The sequence below is a fragment of the Geothrix terrae genome (assembly GCF_022808775.1).
GTDB classification, from domain to species: Bacteria; Acidobacteriota; Holophagae; order Holophagales; family Holophagaceae; genus Geothrix; species Geothrix terrae.
This window is the reverse complement of the sequence record NZ_JAKZLA010000005.1, coordinates 186,550-205,382: the sequence shown is the minus strand read 5'-3', so window position 1 is coordinate 205,382 and position 18,833 is coordinate 186,550. Positions and strand designations below refer to the sequence as shown.

Annotated in this window: 18 protein-coding genes and 1 tRNA gene; 10 read left to right on the top strand and 9 right to left on the bottom strand. The window is 69.1% G+C overall.

Features of this window, described 5'->3' with window-relative positions; translation table 11 throughout:
• Nucleotides 1–10 precede the first annotated feature (10 nt).
• Both MLE42_RS11375 and rpsU read right to left on the bottom strand, forming a co-directional pair.
• Nucleotides 11–2,443 carry an endonuclease MutS2 gene (locus MLE42_RS11375; protein WP_243288003.1) on the bottom strand — a complete coding sequence of 811 codons (2,433 nt, stop codon included), beginning with the start codon at nt 2,441–2,443 and terminating at the stop codon, nt 11–13.
• A gap of 77 nt (nt 2,444–2,520) precedes the next feature.
• Nucleotides 2,521–2,727, bottom strand: a complete 207-nt coding sequence (rpsU, locus tag MLE42_RS11370) for a 30S ribosomal protein S21 (RefSeq protein WP_026852993.1) — start codon at nt 2,725–2,727, stop codon at nt 2,521–2,523.
• Nucleotides 2,728–2,872: 145 nt separating this feature from the next.
• Between rpsU and MLE42_RS11365 the strand changes: the two genes are divergently transcribed.
• Together MLE42_RS11365 and MLE42_RS11360 are read left to right on the top strand one after the other, a co-directional pair.
• Nucleotides 2,873–4,822 carry a protein kinase domain-containing protein gene (locus tag MLE42_RS11365; protein WP_243288002.1) on the top strand — a complete coding sequence of 650 codons (1,950 nt, stop codon included), beginning with the start codon at nt 2,873–2,875 and terminating at the stop codon, nt 4,820–4,822.
• Between the two features lie 73 nt (nt 4,823–4,895).
• Entirely contained in the window at nt 4,896–5,126 is a 231-nt protein-coding gene (locus MLE42_RS11360) for a hypothetical protein (protein ID WP_243288001.1), read from the top strand.
• A gap of 31 nt (nt 5,127–5,157) precedes the next feature.
• Here the strand turns inward: MLE42_RS11360 and MLE42_RS11355 are convergent, their stop codons facing one another.
• The 3 genes from MLE42_RS11355 to asd are packed head-to-tail and all read right to left on the bottom strand — an operon-like array spanning nt 5,158 to nt 7,009.
• Nucleotides 5,158–5,409, bottom strand: a complete 252-nt coding sequence (locus MLE42_RS11355; RefSeq protein ID WP_243288000.1) for a hypothetical protein — start codon at nt 5,407–5,409, stop codon at nt 5,158–5,160.
• Nucleotides 5,406–6,080: an SMC-Scp complex subunit ScpB gene (gene scpB, locus MLE42_RS11350; protein WP_243287999.1), complete on the bottom strand. Its 675-nt coding sequence runs from the start codon at nt 6,078–6,080 to the stop codon at nt 5,406–5,408. The genes MLE42_RS11355 and scpB overlap by 4 nt, the downstream gene beginning before the upstream one ends.
• The gene (gene asd / locus MLE42_RS11345) at nt 6,077–7,009 is read right to left on the bottom strand and encodes an archaetidylserine decarboxylase (protein ID WP_243287998.1); all 933 of its coding nucleotides are present in this window, start codon (nt 7,007–7,009) and stop codon (nt 6,077–6,079) included. The genes scpB and asd overlap by 4 nt, the downstream gene beginning before the upstream one ends.
• 133 nt (nt 7,010–7,142) lie before the next feature.
• Between asd and MLE42_RS11340 the strand changes: the two genes are divergently transcribed.
• Complete coding sequence (locus tag MLE42_RS11340) at nt 7,143–7,730, top strand: HutD/Ves family protein (RefSeq protein ID WP_243287997.1); 588 nt, start codon at nt 7,143–7,145, stop codon at nt 7,728–7,730.
• On the opposite strand, the gene MLE42_RS11335 is transcribed toward MLE42_RS11340, so the two are convergent.
• Nucleotides 7,727–8,749, bottom strand: coding sequence for a YncE family protein (locus MLE42_RS11335; RefSeq protein WP_243287996.1), 1,023 nt, complete (start codon nt 8,747–8,749; stop codon nt 7,727–7,729). The genes MLE42_RS11340 and MLE42_RS11335 overlap by 4 nt on opposite strands.
• A 96-nt stretch (nt 8,750–8,845) precedes the next feature.
• Here MLE42_RS11335 and MLE42_RS11330 point away from each other — a divergent pair, with 96 nt between their 5' ends.
• Together MLE42_RS11330 and MLE42_RS11325 are read left to right on the top strand one after the other, a co-directional pair.
• Nucleotides 8,846–9,994 (top strand): ABC transporter substrate-binding protein, encoded by a 1,149-nt coding sequence (locus MLE42_RS11330; RefSeq protein WP_243287995.1) that lies wholly within the window; start codon nt 8,846–8,848, stop codon nt 9,992–9,994.
• 98 nt (nt 9,995–10,092) lie between these two features.
• On the top strand, nt 10,093–10,881 hold the full coding sequence (locus tag MLE42_RS11325; protein ID WP_243287994.1) for a sulfite exporter TauE/SafE family protein: 789 nt from the start codon (nt 10,093–10,095) through the stop codon (nt 10,879–10,881).
• Here MLE42_RS11325 and mobB read toward each other — a convergent pair.
• The 3 genes from mobB to MLE42_RS11310 all read right to left on the bottom strand — a co-directional run bounded on the left by mobB (nt 10,869) and on the right by MLE42_RS11310 (nt 13,694).
• The gene (mobB, locus tag MLE42_RS11320; RefSeq protein WP_420843095.1) at nt 10,869–11,384 is read right to left on the bottom strand and encodes a molybdopterin-guanine dinucleotide biosynthesis protein B; all 516 of its coding nucleotides are present in this window, start codon (nt 11,382–11,384) and stop codon (nt 10,869–10,871) included. The genes MLE42_RS11325 and mobB overlap by 13 nt on opposite strands.
• Before the next feature lie 694 nt (nt 11,385–12,078).
• Nucleotides 12,079–12,169: transfer RNA gene (locus MLE42_RS11315), tRNA-Ser, on the bottom strand.
• Nucleotides 12,170–12,245: 76 nt separating this feature from the next.
• A complete protein-coding gene (locus MLE42_RS11310) occupies nt 12,246–13,694 on the bottom strand; it encodes an aminoacyl-histidine dipeptidase (RefSeq protein ID WP_243287992.1) in 1,449 nt (482 codons plus the stop codon).
• A 199-nt stretch (nt 13,695–13,893) separates the two neighbouring features.
• Between MLE42_RS11310 and MLE42_RS11305 the strand changes: the two genes are divergently transcribed.
• The 5 genes from MLE42_RS11305 to MLE42_RS11285 are packed head-to-tail and all read left to right on the top strand — an operon-like array spanning nt 13,894 to nt 18,821.
• On the top strand, nt 13,894–14,424 hold the full coding sequence (locus MLE42_RS11305) for an RDD family protein (RefSeq protein WP_243287991.1): 531 nt from the start codon (nt 13,894–13,896) through the stop codon (nt 14,422–14,424).
• A gap of 2 nt (nt 14,425–14,426) precedes the next feature.
• The gene (locus MLE42_RS11300) at nt 14,427–15,113 is read left to right on the top strand and encodes an RDD family protein (protein WP_243287990.1); all 687 of its coding nucleotides are present in this window, start codon (nt 14,427–14,429) and stop codon (nt 15,111–15,113) included.
• Complete coding sequence (locus MLE42_RS11295; RefSeq protein WP_243287989.1) at nt 15,110–16,057, top strand: stage II sporulation protein M; 948 nt, start codon at nt 15,110–15,112, stop codon at nt 16,055–16,057. The genes MLE42_RS11300 and MLE42_RS11295 overlap by 4 nt, the downstream gene beginning before the upstream one ends.
• The gene (locus tag MLE42_RS11290) at nt 16,054–17,664 is read left to right on the top strand and encodes a DUF4129 domain-containing protein (protein WP_243287988.1); all 1,611 of its coding nucleotides are present in this window, start codon (nt 16,054–16,056) and stop codon (nt 17,662–17,664) included. The genes MLE42_RS11295 and MLE42_RS11290 overlap by 4 nt, the downstream gene beginning before the upstream one ends.
• Nucleotides 17,634–18,821, top strand: coding sequence for a DUF4350 domain-containing protein (locus MLE42_RS11285; protein WP_243287987.1), 1,188 nt, complete (start codon nt 17,634–17,636; stop codon nt 18,819–18,821). Before MLE42_RS11290 ends, MLE42_RS11285 begins: the two co-directional genes overlap by 31 nt.
• The last annotated feature ends 12 nt before the right edge of the window (nt 18,822–18,833 follow it).

Here is an 18,833-nt window from a genome sequence, read left to right as displayed (position 1 = left end):
CGTGCCGGATTCAGCGCAGCGTGATCACCGTGGCGCCGGCACCGCCCTGGTTCTGGGGGGCGTCCTCCACCCGGGCGATGCCGGGATGGCCGCGCAGGGCCTCGCGGACGGCGGCCTTCAGCTTCCCGGTGCCGTGGCCGTGGACGATGCGGACGAAGCGCCGGCCCGCGGCCAGGGCCTCCTCCACGAAGCGGTAGATCTCGCTGTCCACATCATCGCTGGCCCGGCCGATGAGGTTGATCTCGGACTCGATGTCCAGGGCCTCGGTCCGCACGCGCACCCTGCCCGTGGGTTTGGGTGCGGCCTCCCGGGCCCCGATGGGCTCCAGCTCGCCCAGGCGGCACGCCAGGCGGCGGCCCTGGGGTGTCTCCAGCGTGGCCCGGTCGCCCTTGAGGGAGACGACCTTGCCTTCCACGCCCAGGCCGCGGTGGCGGGCGTACCCGCCCTCCCGGACCTCCAGGGGTCCGGATGCTTGGCTTGCGGCCTGCGTCCTCGCGCCCCGCGGCACCAGCTCGGCCTCCGCCAGGCGCGTGAGCTGCTTCACCCGTTCGTGGGCCTCGGTGCCCAGGCGGTCGGCGTTCACGTCAGCGGCCTTCTGCCGCTCCTTCAGCTCTTTCACCAGCCGCTTGCCCTCGTGGTCCAGGAAGTCCAGCACCCGAGCCACCTTCTCCTTCGATTCCCTCTGGAAGGCCTCCCGCTCGGCGCGCAACTTCTCCTCCCGCTGGCGGAGGATCTCCCGGTCCTTCTCGGCGGCGACCGTCTGCTGGCGCAGGGTCTCGGCCTCCTCCAGCAGGCGGGTGCGCTCGGCCTCCAGCTCCCGCAGGAAGTCCCGCCAGTCCTGCTCCCGCTTGCCCAGCACCTTGTCCGCGTGGTCCAGCACGGCCTTGGGCAGGCCCAGCTTGGCGGCGATGGTGAGGGCGCGGCTCTGGCCAGGCTGACCCACCAGCAGACGGTAGGTGGGGGCCAGGCGGTCCTCGTCGAACTGCACGGAGGCGTTCTGGAACCGCGTGTGCCGCAGGGCCCACTGGCTGATCTCGCCCAGGTGGGTGGAGCAGAGGATCCAGCAGCGGCGGCGGGAGAGGGTCTGGAGCAGGGCGATGCCCAGGGCGGCGCCCTCTTTGGGATCCGTGCCCGTGCCCAGCTCGTCCAGAAGCACCAGGCCGCCATCATGGACGTTTTCCAGGATCTTCTTCAGATGCAGGACATGGCTGCTGAAGGTCGAGAGGCTTCCCGTGATGGTCTGGTGGTCGCCGATGTCGGCATGAAGGCTGGGCAGGGCGGGGAAGCTGGAGCCTTCCTTGGCGGGCACGGCGCAGCCGCAGGCCGCCAGCACCGAGAGCAGGCCCACGGTCTTCAGTACCACGGTCTTGCCGCCGGTGTTCGAGCCCGAGATGACGAGCCCCGGCTTCTCCGCTTCCAGCACCAGGTTGAGGGGCACGACGGGGTGGGGCAGGGGTTCCAGGCCCATGGCCTCCCGAACGGCGGGCAGCAGCATGGGGTGGCGGGCGTCCAGCAGGCAGAGGCGGCCCTGCTTGGGATCTGTCTCCACATCCGGCAGGCGGCCGTCGCAGAGCGCCGCCCAGCGCAGGAGGGCGAGGCCCTGGTCCGCCTGGGCCTGGAGGGCCCGCCAGCGGGTGAAGTCCTCCCGGCGGCCCCGCAGCTCCACCAGCAGGTCCCTCAGGAAGGCCTGCACGGCCTGGGCGTAGTCGCGGTCGGCCTCCACGAAGGCATTGTTGAGGGGCACGGCCTCCATGGGCTCGATGAAGACCGTCGCGCCGCTGCCGCTGCGGTCCAGCACCAGGCCGGGGACGAGGCTGCGCCGCTCCTGGCGCACCGGCAGGCAGTAGCGCCCATTGCGCTCGACGATGGTGGCTTCGTTGAAGGCGTCGGGCGTGGCCCGCAGCAGCTTCTGGAGCTTGGCCTGCACGGCCTGGAAGGCGTCCTGGCGGTGCCGGTGGAGGCTGGCCAGGGCGGGGATGCGCAGGGGATCCAGGCGGCCGTCGGCGTCGAAGCTCTTGGCCAGGCGCTCCGCGATGGGCGCGGGGTCGGGCAGCAGGACCGCCGTCACCTGGAGGCGGTCGATGCCCAGATGGGTGCCCGCCGGGGCGGGGTGGGCCTCGGGCCAGGGCTGGGCGGCGAGGCTCTGCAGCAGGCGGGCCATGGCCCGGAGGCCCTCCCGCAGCTGCCGCCAGTGCTCCGGCTGCAGCCAGCCCGCGGGATTGAGCAGCTCGTCCAGGGCCTCGTCCATGGGGAACACGGGGAGCAGGTCCGGCGACTGCATCCAGAGATCCTGCAGCTCCATCTGGTGCAGCCGACGGAGGCCCGCGAGCCCGTCCCAGGGTTGCATGGCGCCCAACGCCGCGCGGGCCGGCGCCGTGCGGGCTCCCGACTGGATCAGGCGCACCGCATCGGGGAATTCAAGGGCATGGAGTTCAGGGTTCATGGGCGACATCTTCAGCCTTCAGTAAAACAAAAGGCCCGCTTCCGCGGGCCTTTTTCGAGATGAAGCGGAGCTTCATCTCATCCGATCATGCGGCGCTCCTGAGCCAGGCGCTTCAGGGTCTTCTTGCGGGCGGCGAGCATCTTGCGCTTGCGCTTGGTGCTGGGCTTCTCGTAGTGCTGGCGCTTCTTCAGCTCGCTGAGGATGCCGGACTTCTCGCACTTCCGCTTGAAGCGGCGAAGGGCGAACTCGAAGGTTTCGTCTTCTTTGACCTTGACCAAAGGCATGTGGATGCACCTCCTTTCCCGTGGATTTGGAGCGGGACTGCCAGGCAGGACCGGACCGAACGAAAAGTCTACCTCAGCACTGGGGTTATGGCGAGGCGGAATCCGTCCAGCTACCCTTAATCCTCACTGCTTCTTCCGGATGCCCATGCCGCGCCCCCTCCTTCTCATCGTGGACGGCGAGTCCCTGCGGACTCCCGGCTTGGTGTCTGCCATGGAAGGCGACGGCTGGGAAGTCCAGTGGATCCGTCACGATGGGACCACTGCCTTCCTGCAGAGTGGCCAGGAACCGGACCTGCTGCTGCTGGACTCCGCAGCGCCCGGGGGGGCGGACGGCGACCTGGTCCAGCACCTGCGCGCCCAGAATCCGCGCCTGCCGGTGCTGGTGCTGACCGAAGGCTCCGGAAGCGGCGGCATGGCCGAGGCGGGGGTGCAGGAATACCTGGAACGGACCCGCCCCGACGGCGAGATCGCCGCCATCCTCCGCCGCTACCGCCCGGAGGTCGCGAAGCTCACGACCAGCGACATCTTCGGCGATCTGCTGGCCGATCTGGAAGAGGGGCCGGGACCGGCTTCCCCGGAAGCGGAACCGAAGGTCCAGACGGCCCACCCCCCGCTCAGCGCCGCGGAGATCTTCGGCCGCGTCATCGAGGAGGTGGAGGCCCCCCCGGAACCCGTCCAGGGGAGAAACCTGGTGCGCGTGGTCCCGGCCATGACCTCGGCGTCTGGCCCCTCCCGGTCCCCGGCTCCGGCCGATGGCCCCTTGGGACCGTCGGAGTTCACGCTCAGCGGCATCTCCGGAGTCCATGATCCCTTCGCCTGGTCCGGCGGCCCGGCTGGCGCCCCCGAGCCTCCTCTCTCGCAGGAGGCCAAACCGGCAGCCGTGGGAACGCCGGAGGTCCTGGAGGAGTACGGGAACTACTTCCTGCTGGAGAAGATCGCCATCGGCGGCATGGCAGAACTGTTCAAGGCCCAGCAGCGGGGTGTGCAGGGCTTCCAGAAGATCGTGGCCATCAAGCGCATCCTGCCGCACTTCAGCGACAACGAGGACTTCGTCACGATGTTCATCGACGAGGCCAAGCTGGCGGCTCAGCTGACCCATCCGAACATCGCGCAGATCTTCGACCTGGGGAAGGCCGGGAACTCCTACTACATCGCCATGGAGTACGTGAATGGCCGCGACCTCCGGACCCTGCTCCGGAAGGTGCGGGAATGCGGCCACCCCTTTCCGGAGCAGGTGGCGGCCTTCGTGGTGATGAAGGTGGCCGCGGCCCTCGACTACGCCCATCGGAAGCGGGGGTTCGACGATCGGGAGCTGAAGCTGGTCCACCGGGACATCAGCCCGCAGAACGTGATCCTCTCCACCGAAGGCGCGGTGAAACTGGTGGATTTCGGCATCGCCAAGGCGGCCAGCAAGGCCAGCCACACCGTGGCCGGGGCGCTCAAGGGCAAGCTGCTTTACATGAGCCCGGAGCAGGCCACGGGCCAGGTCCTCGACAACCGCTCGGACCTCTACTCCCTCGGCCTGGTGCTCTTCGAGCTGCTCACTGGTGAGCGCTGCTTCCAGGCGGATTCGGAACTGGGCGTTCTCGAGAAAGTGCGGCTCGGCCGGGTGTCCGACCTGCACACGCTGAATCCGAACGTGTCGAAGGAGATGGTGGCCATCGTGAACCGCGCGCTCCAGAAGAGCGTCGACCACCGCTACCCTTCGGCCCGCTTCATGGAGCGCGACCTGCGCGACTACCTCCAGCAACAGGGACCGCCCATCACCGAGCACGATGTCGCGGAGTACATGCAGGCCCTGCTCAACGGCCCCCTCGAGCGCCTGGAAAGCCTACTGGCGACGCGGTTCCCGCGCCCCGCTGGCTCCACAAGCGGCATGCAGCAGGCCCTGGGTCTCAGGACGGAGACCGCCGTCCGGATGGCCCCTGCCCCTGGAGCCGGTGAGGTGTTCGAACCGGTCCTGGAGCCTCTGGAGCCTCTGGAGGCCCTCGAACCCATCGAAGAGATGTCCTCCCGGCCCCGCTGGATGCTGCCGGTGATCCTGGGGCTCGCGGTGATCCTGGTGATCCTGCTGGCCATCGCCCGCTGGTCCTGAGCCGGTGGCTCTGGACCCTGGACCCGGATAAGATCAGCTTTTCCGAACAGACTTGAAGCCCCCGGGAGTACCCATGGATCTGAGCCAGGATCAGAAGGCCTTTTACGAGACCACCCGCGAGCGCTGCCGCTCCGAGGTGTCCCAGATCAACAACACCATCGCCTCCGAAGTGCAGCGCGTGAAGGACCTGCTCACCAGCCTGAGCAACCGCAAGACCGCCGTGCTCCAGATGTACGGTGCCGCCTGCGAAGTGCTGGGCGAAGAGAACGACCTCGCCGAAGAGTCCATCGACATCGAGTTCTAGCTGTCAGCTCTCGGTTACTGATAGCTGATCGCTACCCATGAATCCGCATCAGCGGGGCGGCGCACTTCTGGCAGTTGCTCTGGTGCGGCGGGTTCTTCTTCCCGCAGTGGCTGCACACGAGGATCTGGGCCCGTTTGCGGCGCCAGATGCGCAGGTAGAGGACGCCGAGGAGCACGATCAGCAGGCAGCCCTTCTGCCAGGACTGGAGCACGAAGCCCGTGGGGCTTTCGACCTTCGGCTTCTCCGGGTGCTCCTGGAGGCTGAGGGTGGTGGGCTGGCTCATGGTTCGGCCCCTTCATCCGGCAGTTCCTCGATCACCTCCATGGCCCCTCCGCCGAAGAGGCCGTCCTCGGGAAGCGGGGGTTCCAGCGAGGCCAGGGCCTGGGCCTCCAGGCGGGCTTCCCCGAAGTCCTCCAGCTGCGGCAGGTCGTGCAGGCTCTTCAGCCCGAAGTGGAGCAGGAAGGCCTGGGTGGTGGCGTACATCATGGGCCGGCCCACCACGGGCTTGCGTCCCGCCGGCGTGATGAGCTGCCGCTCCATGAGGCTCTTCACCTGATTGGCGCTGCTGGTGACGCCGCGGATGGCGTTCAGCTCCGTGATGGTGACGGGCTGGCGGTAGGCGATGATGGCCAGCGCCTCGATCTGCGCCGGCGTGAGCTTGCCGCTGCGGGTGGTGGTCACCAGCCGCGCGACCATCTCCTTGTAGAGCGGGCTGGTGGCCATGCGCCAGCCGCCGCCGACCTCCAGGAGGCGCAGGCCGCTGGCGCCGCTCAGCCGCTCCTGCAGCTTCTCGATGCCCTGCTGGAGGGCGCCGTCGCCCAGGCCCGTCAGCTCGCGCAGGCGGGGCAGGTCCAGCACCTCGCCGGCGGCGGTGAACAGGGCCTCCAGGGCGCCCGGCAGGTCGCCGCCCTCCTCCCAGAGGGGGTCCTGGTGGAAGAGGTCGGATTCGTTCACCGATAGGCTCCCAATCGTTGTCCCACCTTCACCGCCCCTTCCGCGCAGAGCGGCGCCCAATCCTTGGCTCTGGGGCCGCCCACGAGCAGCACCACGGTGGAGCCGAACTCGAAGGTGCCGAGGTCGTCGCCCGGCGCGCAGGGCAGCAGGCTCACGGGGAATCCGCCGTCCCTCGGCAAGGCCCGGCCCCCAAGCCAGCGGTCGTCGATGACCACGCCGCCCACGTGGGTGGCGCCCACCAGCACCGCGGCCACCTCCAGCCCCTCGCAGGCGCCCGCGCCCAGGGCCGTCCACACGGCCCGGCGGTTGCGTTCGTAGAGGCGGGGAACGCTGGCGGTGCTGGCGTCGTTCACGGGCCAGAGCTCGCCCTCCACGCGGCTGACGGCCGTGACCCGGCCCTCCAGCGGCACGTGGATGCGATGGTAGTCCTTGGGCGATAGGTAGAGCGTGAGGTAGTGGCCGCCCTCGAAGCGCTCCGCGCCACGCTCGTGCTTCAGGAGCTCCGCCACGCGGTAGGTGAGGCCCTTGGCCTGGATGGCCGTGCCGGAAGTGATGCGGCCGCTGGCGATGATGCGGGCGTCCACGGGGCTGTTCAGGAATCCTGGGATGGCCGCATCCTGGGGCCGGAGGCCCGGCTTCAGGCGCCGCGTGAACAGGGCCTGCAGGCTGGGATAGCTCGCCAGGGGCCGCTCGGCCTCGGCCAGGTCGATGCCGTAGTGGCCCGCGAAACGTCCCAGCAAGGGTTCGCGCCAGGAGGCTGGCAGGGCGCGCGTGGCGGCCCACCCGACGACCTTCGATCCCAGCTTCTTGGGGTAGAGGCCCAGGATCCGCAGGGACGGGGGCCCCGGGGTCCAGACCAGCGCATAGACCGCCCAGACCAGGACGAGGACAAGCGCCAGGCGCGCCGGTGGGGGCCATGAAAGGTGCATGCCCCAAGGATACCCCGGCATCCCTTGGTCCTGGAGGGGCGGTGTCCCACAATCCTTCCATGGGTTCCGAGGCGATGCCTCGCCCCTGGAGGCGCCTGGGACGGGCAGACGCGGCGAGGTTGGGAGAAACGCGATGAGATGCCAAGGAATCAAGCCTTCCGAGGTCCGGCGCATGCCCTGGCGGAATGGCGGGGGCACGACGCTGGAGGTGGCCGTGGACCCGCCCGGGGCCACGCTCGAGACCGGTTTCCGGGTGCGGCTCAGTTCGGCCGAGGTGGCCGCCTCCGGGCCCTTCTCCGCGTTCCCGGGCCTGGAACGATGGCTGCTCCTCCTGGATGGCGCCGGGTTCGACCTCGACTTCGGGCCCCACGGCCAGGTGGAACTCAGGAACCCCCTCGTGCCCATCCGCTTCCCGGGAGACTGGCCCGCAAGCGCCAGCCTGGTGGAGGGGCCCTGCACGGACTTCAACGTGATGGTGGATCCCCGGCGCTGCCAGGCGCGGGTGGAGGCCTTACGCCTGGCCTTCCCCCGTGCAGTCCCGGTGCCCGCGGGCTCAACGCAGTGGCTCTTCATCGCCGGGGGGACCCTGTACGTGCCCGAGGCGGATCTCCACCTGGGCCAGCGCCACGCGCTGCGGGCGGAAGACGGACCGGGCGCGCTCCAGCTGATCCCGGGCTATGGCGGCGCCACGCTGGTCGTGGTCGGGATCTCGGACTGCTAGCGCCCCACCACCAGGATCTGGAAGCTGCCGGGCACCAGGGCGGGGCGGGGCTTGGGGGCCTCCGCCGCGGTCGCGGGGGTGGACGCGGGCGCGGGGCCGAACTCGGCCGTGGGCAGGTAGATCCGATGGGTCTTCTCGTCCAGGGCCATGGTGCGGGCGCCCCGCTTGGTGGGGACCTGTTCCAGGACGGTGTACTGATCCGGCCCCTCCTGGCGGATGACGGAGAGGGTGCCTTCCCCGTTCGAGCTGAAGGCCAGGCCCAGCTCGGGATCGTAGGCGGCCCCGTCGGCGCCGGCCCCGATGGCCGGGGTGGCCAGCACCTTGCCAGTGATCGCGTCCAGCACCACCATCAGCTTGTTGCCCCCGACGATGAAGAGCCGGTGGTGGGTCCGGTCGATGGCCATGCCGGTGGGATCCTGGAGAGGTGCCAGGGACCAGCGCTGCACCACCGTGAGCTTCTTCGCATCGATCACGGCCACTTCAGCCGAATCTTCCAGGTTCACGAACACATGGCCCTTGCCGTCCGTGACGGCAAACTCCGGTTTGTGACCGAAAGGGATCGTCCCCACGGCATTCCCCGTGGCGGCGTCGAAGACCGTGGCGTTCTTCCCCCGGCCGTTAAAGCTGAACACCCGCTGGGTGGAAGGCTCGAAGAGGATGGCGTCGGGTCCTTCGCCGGTGGCCTTGGCCTGGCCCAAGGCCTCCAAGGTCGACAGGCGGAAGATGGTGATCGTGCTGCTCCGGCCGTTGCTGGTGAACCCGCGGTCCAGGGCAGGGGCCAGGGCCACACCATGGACTCCGTCGGTGCCCTGGATCTCCCCCACCGGCTTGCCGTCCAGATCCAGGACCAGCACCCGGTCGGACCTGGGCACGTAGAGGCGTCGGGCCGAGCTGTCGAGGGTCACGTAGTCCCATCCGCCGGGCCCGCCGATGGGCAGGGTCTTCTGCGTGTGGAAGCCGGAGCCGGGCGCGGCCGCCAGGAGGTTGAGGGCGAGGAGCGGAGCGAGGAAAACGCGCATGGTGGCCTCGGGGATGGGTCGCCACGCAAAGCGAGGCACAGGCATGTTACTCTCCCGGCCAGCATCCAACCATCCACCGACACCCGAGGAGCCCGCATGAAAGCGAGAGTCCTGACTTCCCTATTCGTGCTCGGACTCGCCCTGCAGGCGCAGACGCCCGTGAAGATCGGCGTCATCAACTGCGCCACGGGCACCCAGGCGCCCATCGGCGAATACATGAGCAACGGCTACAAGCTGGCCATGGAGGACCTCCAGAAGAAGGGCATCAAGGTCGAGCTGGTCACCGAGGACGACACGGGCAAGCCCCAGGTCTCCATGTCGGCCATGGAGAAGCTGGTGACCCGCGACCGCGTGGCCGCCGTGGTGGGGCCCTACAGCTCCGCCTGCGCCAACGCCGTGTCCAAACTGGCCGAGAAGTACAAGGTGCCGCTCCTGGTGCCCGTGGCCTCCAAGGAGGACATCACCCGTCAGAACCAGAAGTACGTCTTCCGCCTCAGCGCCACCACCGAGGACTACGCCTCCATCCTCATCTCCATGGCCCAGAAGCTGGGCAAGCCCAAGACCATGGCCATCCTGAACGAGAACACCGACTTCGGCACCTCCGGCGCCAAGTCCGCCAAGGCCTATGCCGCCCAGGTGGGCATCCAGGTGGTGATGGAGGAGGCCTACGCGGCCGGGTCGCCCGACTACCGCTCCACCCTCGCCAAGGTCAAGGCCGCCAGGCCCGACCTGGTCTTCATGGTGTCCTACGTGGCCGACGGCATCCTGCTCATGCGCCAGGCGCGGGAGGTGGGCCTCCAGCCCCAGGCCTTCCTGGGCGCGGGCGCGGGTTTCGCGTCCTCCGAGTTCGCGCGGGAGCAGGCCATCTCCCACGGGGTATTCTCCAGCACCCAGTGGACCACCGATGTGAACTGGCCCGGCGCCAAGGACTTCGGGGCGCGCTACAAGGCCAAGTTCGGCAAGGCCGAGGTGCCCTACCATGCCGCCAATGCCTACGCGTCGATGATGGTCATGGCGGAGGCCGCGGCCAAGGTGGGCGGCGACCGCGAGAAGCTGCGCGCCGAGCTGCGCGGCGGCCACTGGGACGGCATCATGGGCGACGTCCGGTTCATCGACTACAGCGGCTACACGAACCAGAACAAGCACCAGATGCTGGTGGAGCAGATCCAGAACGGCAAGCACGAAACGGTGTGGCCCCCCCAGTACGCCACGAAGAAACCGATCTATCCATTCAAGTGGAAGTAACCGCCGCTTGACGCGCTCCCAGAGCCTGTCGCACACCCCTTTCTGCCGGTCCCAGGGAGTGTGTGACAGGCTCTGTGGCGCCTGTCATCGTAGGTTGTATGCACATCGGACACGCGCTCACCGTCATGGCCGCCGCCTTCGCCGCTGGCGCCATCAACTCCATCGCGGGGGGCGGCACGCTGGTGTCCTTCCCCTCGCTTCTGGGGATCGGGCTCACGGGCCAGCAGGCCAATGTGACGAGCACCCTCGCGCTCTGGCCCGGCTCCATCGGCGGCTTCTGGGGCCACCGCGAGGATCTGGTCGGCATCCGGGAATTCGCCATCCGGCTGATGCCGCCCTCCCTGCTGGGCGGCGCGCTGGGCGCCTGGCTCATGCTGGTCACGCCCCAGAAGGTCTTCGACAACCTCGTGCCCTGGCTGATCCTGGTGGCCACGATCCTGCTGGCGGCCAATGATCCGGTCAACAAGCTCCTGAAGAAGATGGGGAGCCACAACCGCACGCCGGGCTGGTGGGTGGGCGCCATGATCTTCCAGTTCATCGTGGGCATATACGGCGGCTACTTCGGCGCGGGCATCGGCATCCTCATGCTGGCGGCGCTGAGCCTGCTGGGCCTCACGGACATCCATCAGATGAACGGCCTCAAGAACCTGCTGGCCCTGTGCATCAACGGCATCGCCATCTTCGCCTTCCTGGCCATGGAGTTCCTGCGGCATCCCGGCAACGTCCAGTGGGCCCTCGTCGGCATCATGGCCGTGGCCGCGGGCCTGGGCGGCCTCTTCGGCTCCCACATGGCCCATCGCGTCGGCCGCAGGACCGTGCGCGTCGGCGTCGTGTCCATCGGCTTCATCCTCTCGGCCTGGTACTTCTACAAGCACTACATGGCCTGACGAGGCGTCCGCAGGCCCGTGTGGGCGAGGATGAACTCGGCGACGGCACCGGGATCGTTCAGGTCCAGCACTGGAATCTTCAGCCCGGGTAGGGGGCGATCGCTGGCCACGGCCACGATCCCCGGGTCCTCGGGGCAGAGCAGGGGCTTGCCTTCGGATTCCCGGTGGATCTCCAGCTTGGGGTGCGGGTGGGTCTTGAAGCCCTCGATGAGAAGCAGGTCCACGGGCGTCATGCGCTCGATCAGGGACTCGATGCTGGGCTCGGGCTCCTCCCTGGATTCATGCATCAGCACCCAGCGTGAGGAGGTCACCACCAGGACCTCTGAGGCGCCGGCCTCCCGGTGCCGGAAGGAATCCTTCCCGGGCTTGTCCACGTCGAAGCGGTGGTGCGCATGCTTCATGGTCGAGACCTTCAACCCCGCCTTCCTGAGGAGCGGCAGCACCTCGACCACCAGGCTGGTCTTCCCGCTGCCGCTCCAGCCGACGATGCCCATGACCTTCATGGCGAAGCCCTCCGCCTCCATGATGGCGCGTTCGTGGCGGGGATTTTGCGAGTTCGAATCCCACACCCCGCCAATCAAGCGCGTCCGCCGAGCGTCGGGGCGGGATGATCCTGGGGGATTCCCTCCGGGGCCACCGCTGCGCGGCGTCCCCTCCGGCCGCACGAAATGCTGGCACGCGGCTGATCCCTTTCGACAGCCCCCCGGGCTGTCTCCAGGGGCCGCTACCTGCCAGCATTTCTGTGACTTCGAATCCCCCACTCTCCGCCAAAAAACGTGCGCCCCGCCGAGCGTCGAGGCAGGATGATCCTGGGGGGATTCCCTTCGGGGCCACCGCTGTGCGGCGTCCCCTCCGGCCGCACGAAATGCTGGCACGCGGCTGATCCCTTCCGACAGCCCCCGGGCTGTCTCCAGGGGCCGCTACCTGCCAGCATTTCTGTGACTTCGAATCCCCCACTCTCCGCCAAAAAAAGGTGCGCCCCGCCGAGCGTCGAGGCAGGATGATCCTGGGGGGATTCCCTTCGGGGCCACCGCTGCGCGGCGTCCCCTCCGGCCGCACGAAATGCTGGCACGCGGCTGATCCCTTCCGACAGCCCCCCGGGCTGTCTCCAGGGGCCGCTACCTGCCAGCATTTCTGTGACTTCGAATCCCCCACTCTCCGCCAAAAAAAGGTGCGCCCCGCTTTGCGGGGCGCTTTTGGCGGAGAGTGGGGGATTCGAACCCCCGAACGGCTTTTGACCGTTACACGATTTCCAATCGTGCTCCTTCAGCCACTCGGACAACTCTCCCGTGGCTCCGCTGATGGGCGGAAGCAGCAAGATTATCATGGCCCTTGGCCTGAGCCAAGGGCCATGAATGGCCGGGCTACACGGTCTCGAGGACGGCGATGAGCAGCTTCCAGAAGTTGCCCACGGAGGGCACGCTCACATGCTCGTCGGGGGTGTGGACGTCCCACATGCTGGGGCCGAAGGACACCATCTCCATCTCGGTGTACTTCTCGCCGATGAGGCCGCACTCCAGGCCGGCGTGGATGGCCATGATCTCCAGGGTCTTGCCGAAGACCTTCTGGTTGGTCTCGTTGACGATCCTCACCAGCGAGGCCTTGGGTTCGGGCTTCCAGCCGGGGTAGCCGCCGGTGACGTGGGACTCGAACCCGCCCAGGGCGCAGGTGGCCGCGATGCGCTCGGAGAGCGCGGTCTTGGAGGCGTTGATGGAACTGCGGGTGAGGAGGTTCACTTCCACCTCGTTCTCGCGCGTCTCGATCACGCCCATGTTGGTGGAGGTCTGCACCAGCCCGGGGATGTCGGGGCTCATGGCCTCGACGCCGTGGGGCAGGGCCAGTAGCAGGCGGATCAGGGCCTCGGTGTCGGCGCCGGACATGACCTGGGTGCCTTCGCCGGCCTCCAGGGCCAGGTGCAGGCCCGGATCGAAGGCGCCCAGGGCGGCCTGCCAGTGGGCCTCGTGGGCCGCCAGGGCCTTCTTGAAGGCCTGCTCCTGGGCGGGGTCCAGGAAGATCTGCGCCGAGGCCTCGCGGGGAATGGCGTTGCGCTTGTTGCCGCCCTTGATGCCGGCCAGGGCGAAGCTGAAGTCCGCCCTCAGGGCGCCCAGGACCTGGGCGAGGATGCGGATGGCATTGCCGCGCCCGGCGTGGATGTCGATGCCGGAGTGGCCGCCCTTGAGGCCGAAGACCTTCAGGCGGAACGCGCGGGCGCCGGCAGGCGGGGCCGTGCGGGTGAGCTTGCGGGTGGCGATGGTGTCCTCGCCGCCGGCGCAGCCGATGGTGAGGTAGCCCTCCTCCTCGCTGTCGAGGTTGAGGAGGTACTTGGCCTTGAGGCGGCCGGGCTGGAGGCCGTTGGCACCGGTCAGGCCCGTCTCCTCGTCGATGGTGATGAGGACCTCCAGGGGGCCGTGGGCGATGTCCTTGCTGGCGAGGACCGCCAGGGCGGCGCTCACGCCGATGCCATTGTCGGCGCCGAGGGTGGTGCCCGTGGCGCGGAGGAGGTCGCCGTCAAGACGGACCTTGATGGGATCCTTGAGGAAGTCATGGCCCGTGCCTTCGTTCTGCTCGCACACCATGTCCACGTGAGCCTGCAGGCAGGTGGTGGGGCGGCCCTCCTTCCCGGGGGTGGCCTTCTTGCGGATGATGACGTTGCCGACCTCGTCGCGCTCCACCTCGCAGCCCAGGGCCTTCGCCTGGTCCGCCACCCAGGCGGCGGCCGCGGCTTCGTTCTTGGACCCGCGGGGGATCTTCGACAGCCCCAGGAAGTAGGACCAGATCGTTTTCGGTTCGAGGGATTCGAGCAACGCGTCCACAGAGCCTCCAAGGGGTGCCCACCCAGAGTACAGGTGGCCTCCACCGGTCCCCCGTGACGACGGTCACTTCACGGGCGTTCCCCTGGGCCAGCTCCGGATCGGAATGGTCAGGCGGGATTCCGCGCAGCACAGGCGGTTTTTGGAAGGCATTCACCGGGGATATTGGATAGCCTTAGGGACCCCTCCGAGTGAGAGCGATATGACCGAATTCAATCCGTACGAGGCTCCGTCCGCGGTCGTCGCGGATCTTGTCGATCCGGAAACTCTGGAGCTGGCCGACCGCGGCACGCGCCTCGGCGCCAAGTTCCTGGACGGCCTCATCATGGGCGGGGGATTCGCCATCATCGGGATCCTGGCCGCCATCTTCATTCCGGCCTTCCTGTCCCGGCGGACCGGCGGCGCGCCTCCCACGGCGTTCTTCATCGTGTTCGGCGTGCTGGGGGGAGGCCTGCTCCTGGCCCTGATGATCTGGAACCTCATCTGGCTCAGCCGCTACGGCCAGACCATCGCCAAGCGCATCCTCCGCATCCGGATCGTCCGGAGCGATGGCGAACCCGTGGGCATGGGACGACTGCTGGGGCTCCGGATCATCCTCATGTGGGTGCTCGAGTCGATTCCGCTGTTGGGGCCCTTGTTCTCGCTGGTCAACGCCTGCTTCATCTTCCGGGATGACCGGCGCTGCATCCACGACCTCATCGCCGACACCATCGTGGTCAAGGTGGCCGACTAGCCTTGCAGCCCGTCGACACCGTCCGGACCATCGAGACACCCGAGGGCATCGAGCTGCACCTCCGTCCGGCGGGCCCTGTGGCCCGCTTCTGGGCCTTTTTCGTGGACCAGGCCGTGGTATGGATGGGCCTGATGTTCGCGGGGATCGCCCTCGCCTTCCTGGGACCGCTGGGACTGGGGCTCTGGTTCATCCTGGTCTTCCTGGCCCAGTGGCTCTACCCCGTCTTCTTTGAAGTCCTGGGGGGCGGCCGCACCCTCGGCAAGCGCTGGCTGAACCTGCGGGTCCTCCGGTCGGATGGGCGCCCCATCGGCTGGGGCCCCAGCCTCATCCGGAACCTGCTGCGGGTCGTGGACGGCCTGCCCGGGGCCTACACGGTCGGCCTGGTGAGCATCCTCCTCACCCGCGACTTCCAGCGCATCGGCGACATCGTGGCCGGCACCCTCGTGGTGCACGAGGAGGCCGGCGTCCAGGCTCCCCACCTTCCGGCGGCCGAGCCGCTGGCGCCCACCCGGGCGCTGACCCTCGAGGAGCAGTCGGCGATCCTCGCGTTCGCCGAGCGGAGCCCTGGCCTGACGGTGGCCCGGAGCGAGGAGCTCGCGGACGTGCTGGGCCCCCTCACGGGGAGCCGGGGGGCGGGCGGCGTCAAGGCCGTGCTCGGCATGGCCCGCTACCTGTGGGGCGGCCGATGAGGCAGCAGCGCTTCGAGCAGGAGAACCGGCCCCTCTGGGAGGATCTGCGGGGCTGGCTCGACGAGCGGGCCACCCTGGGCATGGAGGAGGTCCCCTCGGCCTACCGCCGGCTGTGCCACCACCTGTCCGTGGCGCGGGAACGCCACTACAGCCCGGCCCTCGTCGAGCGGCTGCAGCAGCTCGCCCTCCGCCTCCACCAGCGGATCTACGGCGAACGTGGCGAGGGGGTGCCGGCGGCGCTCCGCTTCCTCTGGGGCGGACTGCCCCGGCAGGTGCGGGCGGAGTGGCGGCTGGTCGCCGTGTCGAGCCTGCTGTTCTTCGGCCCCTGGATCGCGGCCTTCCTGATCGTGCGAGCCCAGCCCAACCTCGTGCACCTGATGCTGAGCCCCGAGGAGGCAGCCAAGTACGTGCAGATGTACGATCCAAAAACCCCCGTCGCCGGGGCCACCGGCGCCACGCGCGACGTCATGATGTTCGGCTTCTACATCCTCAACAACATCGGCATCGACTTCCAGACCTTCGCATCGGGGCTGCTGGCGGGCGTCGGGCCCCTCTTCTTCCTGCCCTTCAATGGCCTCCACGGAGGCACGGTGATGGCCCACCTCACCAACCAGGGCCTGACCGCCACCTTCTACGGCTTCATCAGCGGACACAGCTCCTTCGAGCTGATGGGCGCCGTGCTCAGCGGGGCGGGGGGCCTGCGGATGGGCTTCGCCCTGATGCATCCTGGGCGCCGGTCCCGTCTCGCGGCCCTGCGGGAGGGCGCCCGGCAGGGCTCCCGCCTCCTGTTCGGCGCCGTCGCGCTCACCTTCCTGGCCGCCTGCTTCGAGGGATTCTGGTCCGCGAACACCCTCGTGCCCTGGAAGGCCAAGGTGGGCGTGGGCATCCTGTTCTGGATCCTCCTCTCCTCATGGTTCGTGCTGGCCGGGCGGAGGGGCGAATGAAGCCGGGCACCATGGGCTTCATCCCCAGGACGCGCGCGGCCATGGAGGCGGCGGATCTCGGCCTGAGCCTCCTCCAGGCCCACTGGAGGCCCGTGGCGAGGGTGTGGGGGCTGCAGCTGGGCTTCCTCCTGGCACTGCTCCTGCCCTTCCTGCACCAAACGCCCCTCTGGGTCCTCGCGGTTCTCTGGTGGCTGAAACCCTGGTTGGACCGGGGCGTCCTGTTCGTCCTCAGCCGGGCGGTGTTTGGCCAGCCCGCTTCCGTGTGGGACTTCCTCGGGGAATGGCGGAGCGTCCACCGGCGGGGGCTGGTGGCGGGCCTGCTCTGGCGGCGCCTCTCCCCCATGCGCAGCTACGTCCTGCCCGTCTCCCAGCTGGAGGGGCTCCGGGGCGCCGGGTACCGCCGTCGGGCCCGGGTGCTCACCCGGAAGGGCGGCGGCACGGGCTTCCTTCTTACCTGTTCGGGTTGGGCCTTCACCCTCCTCACCGCGGTGGGGTTCATCGCCCTGGTCCAGGCCATGATGCCCGCGGGGAGCCGCGTGCAGGTGTGGGATGGGTTCAACAACCCGGGACCGGGATTCCAGTGGTTCCTGCTGGGCGTCGGCCTGCTGGCGCTCACCCTGACGGAGCCGCTCTTCGTGGCGGGGGGCTTCGGCCTCTACCTCAACCGCCGGACCCACCTGGAGGGGTGGGACCTGGAGCTGGCCTTCCGGCGTCTGGCCGCACGTCTGGCCTTGGTGCTGCTGTTGGCCTGGGCCATGCCCCTTCGACTGGCCGCCCAGGCGCCCGTTCAGGAACCGACCGCCCAGGTCCCGGCTCCCGAGGCGTCTGACGACGCGCCGCAGCCCACTCCGCAAACTGGGCCGCAACCCGGGCCCCAACCCGAGCCCCAACCCGCTCCTCGGCCGGCTGATGGCCCGCTCCGCCCCGACGAGGAGGCGCGCCAGCGCGCCCAGCGAATTCTTGAGCAGGATCCCGCCTTCAAGCACACCAAGGAGGTCCGCACCCTGAGCTACGAACCCACGGGCCGGGAACCCCGGTGGCTCCGGAGCCTCCTCGACTACCTCTTCGCGAAAGAGGAGCCGGCCCAACCATCAAAGCCCCAGAACCTCGATTTCCTGAAGCGGATGTGGGACCTGCTGGCGCTGGTGGGCAAGGTGGTGGTGGTGGGCGGCCTCCTCGCCTTCGTCCTCTGGCTGGTGTACCGGTTCCGCCACCGTCTGGGCCTGCCGCTCGTCGAAGCGAAGGCCTGGGAGGCGCCCGAGGCCGTCGCCGGCCTGGACATCCGTCCCGAGAGCCTTCCGCCCGATGTGCCGGAAGCAGCTCGGAACCTGTTCCTCCGGGGTGAAGCCCGGGCGGCCCTGGCCCTTCTCTACCGGGGAGCCCTGGCCGAGCTCGTGCACCGCCGGGCCATGGAGATCCCCGCCAGCGCCACCGAGGGGGACTGTCTGAGGGCCGCCGAGGGCCACCTCGAGGAGGGCCCTGCGGGCGCGTTCCACCTCCTGACCGGCACCTGGCAGCGGCTGGCCTACAAAAACGAAGCCCCCACCCGCGATGCCTTCGAAGCCCTCTGCGACGCGTGGCCCGCCGCCTTTGGGGGAAGGCCATGAAGGCGGCTGGCCGCGTCCTGCTCGGGCTTCTGGCGCTCGTTGTGGCCGGTGGGCTGGTCATCGCCTGGATGAGCCGCCATTCCTTCCGGCGCGTCCCGAAGGAGATCGAAGTGGGGCTCCGCGGAGAGGCCCTGGAGAATCCCACCCTGCTGCTCCAGAAGTGGCTGGAGGCCGGGGGCGGGCCGGTGGTCCGCAAGGGCGGGGAGCTGATGGCGACCGAGCTGCCGGAACACGGCGTGCTCATCCTCCTGCAGCTCAGCCAGCCCATGACGGCCGCGGAAGTCGAGACGGTGCTGGCCTGGGTCCGGCGCGGCGGCCACCTGCTGACCGATGGCACGGCCGGGCCCTTCAACGACGCCCGCGGCCTGGCGGCCTTCCACAAGGCCATCGGGGTCACCCTCCGGGACGCGAGCCCGGATGGCCTCGATATCCTGGCCCCGGGCCAGCAGATCGGCACCGACACGTTCCACAAGGGCGAAGTGCCCTACCGGCTGCGGCGGACCGCACGCTGGCGCCTGGTGCCGGATCACCCGGAGGCGTGGAGCTACACCCTGGGCCATGAGGGTCAGTACGTGCTGCTCACGCGTGAGGAGGGCCAGGGGCGTCTCTCCCTCACTCCGGACCTGAACTTCCTCTACCGGCGCTCCTTGGCGGACCTCGACCACGCCGCCTACCTGCAGCGGCTCCTCGCACTCCAGCCGGGCCGGGGGACGGTGGTGGTCTGGTCCCGTCCCGTCGAGCTCTCCCTCTTCACCTGGCTGTGGTCCCACGCCAAGGAACCCATGCTGGCTCTGCTCCTCCTGGTGGGAGCCTGGGTCTGGCGGGGCTGGCCGCGCTTCGGGCCACTGCTGCCGGAGCCTCTGCCCCAGCGTCGCTCCCTGCTCGAACACCTGGCCGCCAGTGCGCGGCTGGTATGGCGGGGAGGGGCGGGGGAGGTCCTGGTGGCGCGGACCCGGGAGGCCCTCGTGAAGCAGGCGCAGCGCCGGAATCCCGCCTTCGGCTCCCTGGACCTCGGGGCGAAGGCCGAGTGGCTGGCCCAGGCCACGGGCGCCAGCCCCGACGCCATCGGCGCCGCCCTCGATGACCGCCCCGGCGCCTCCGCCCATCAGCTCGCCCAGGATCTGGTCACCCTCGAGCGGCTCCGCCAGCGCCTCTGAACCGTCTTCCCC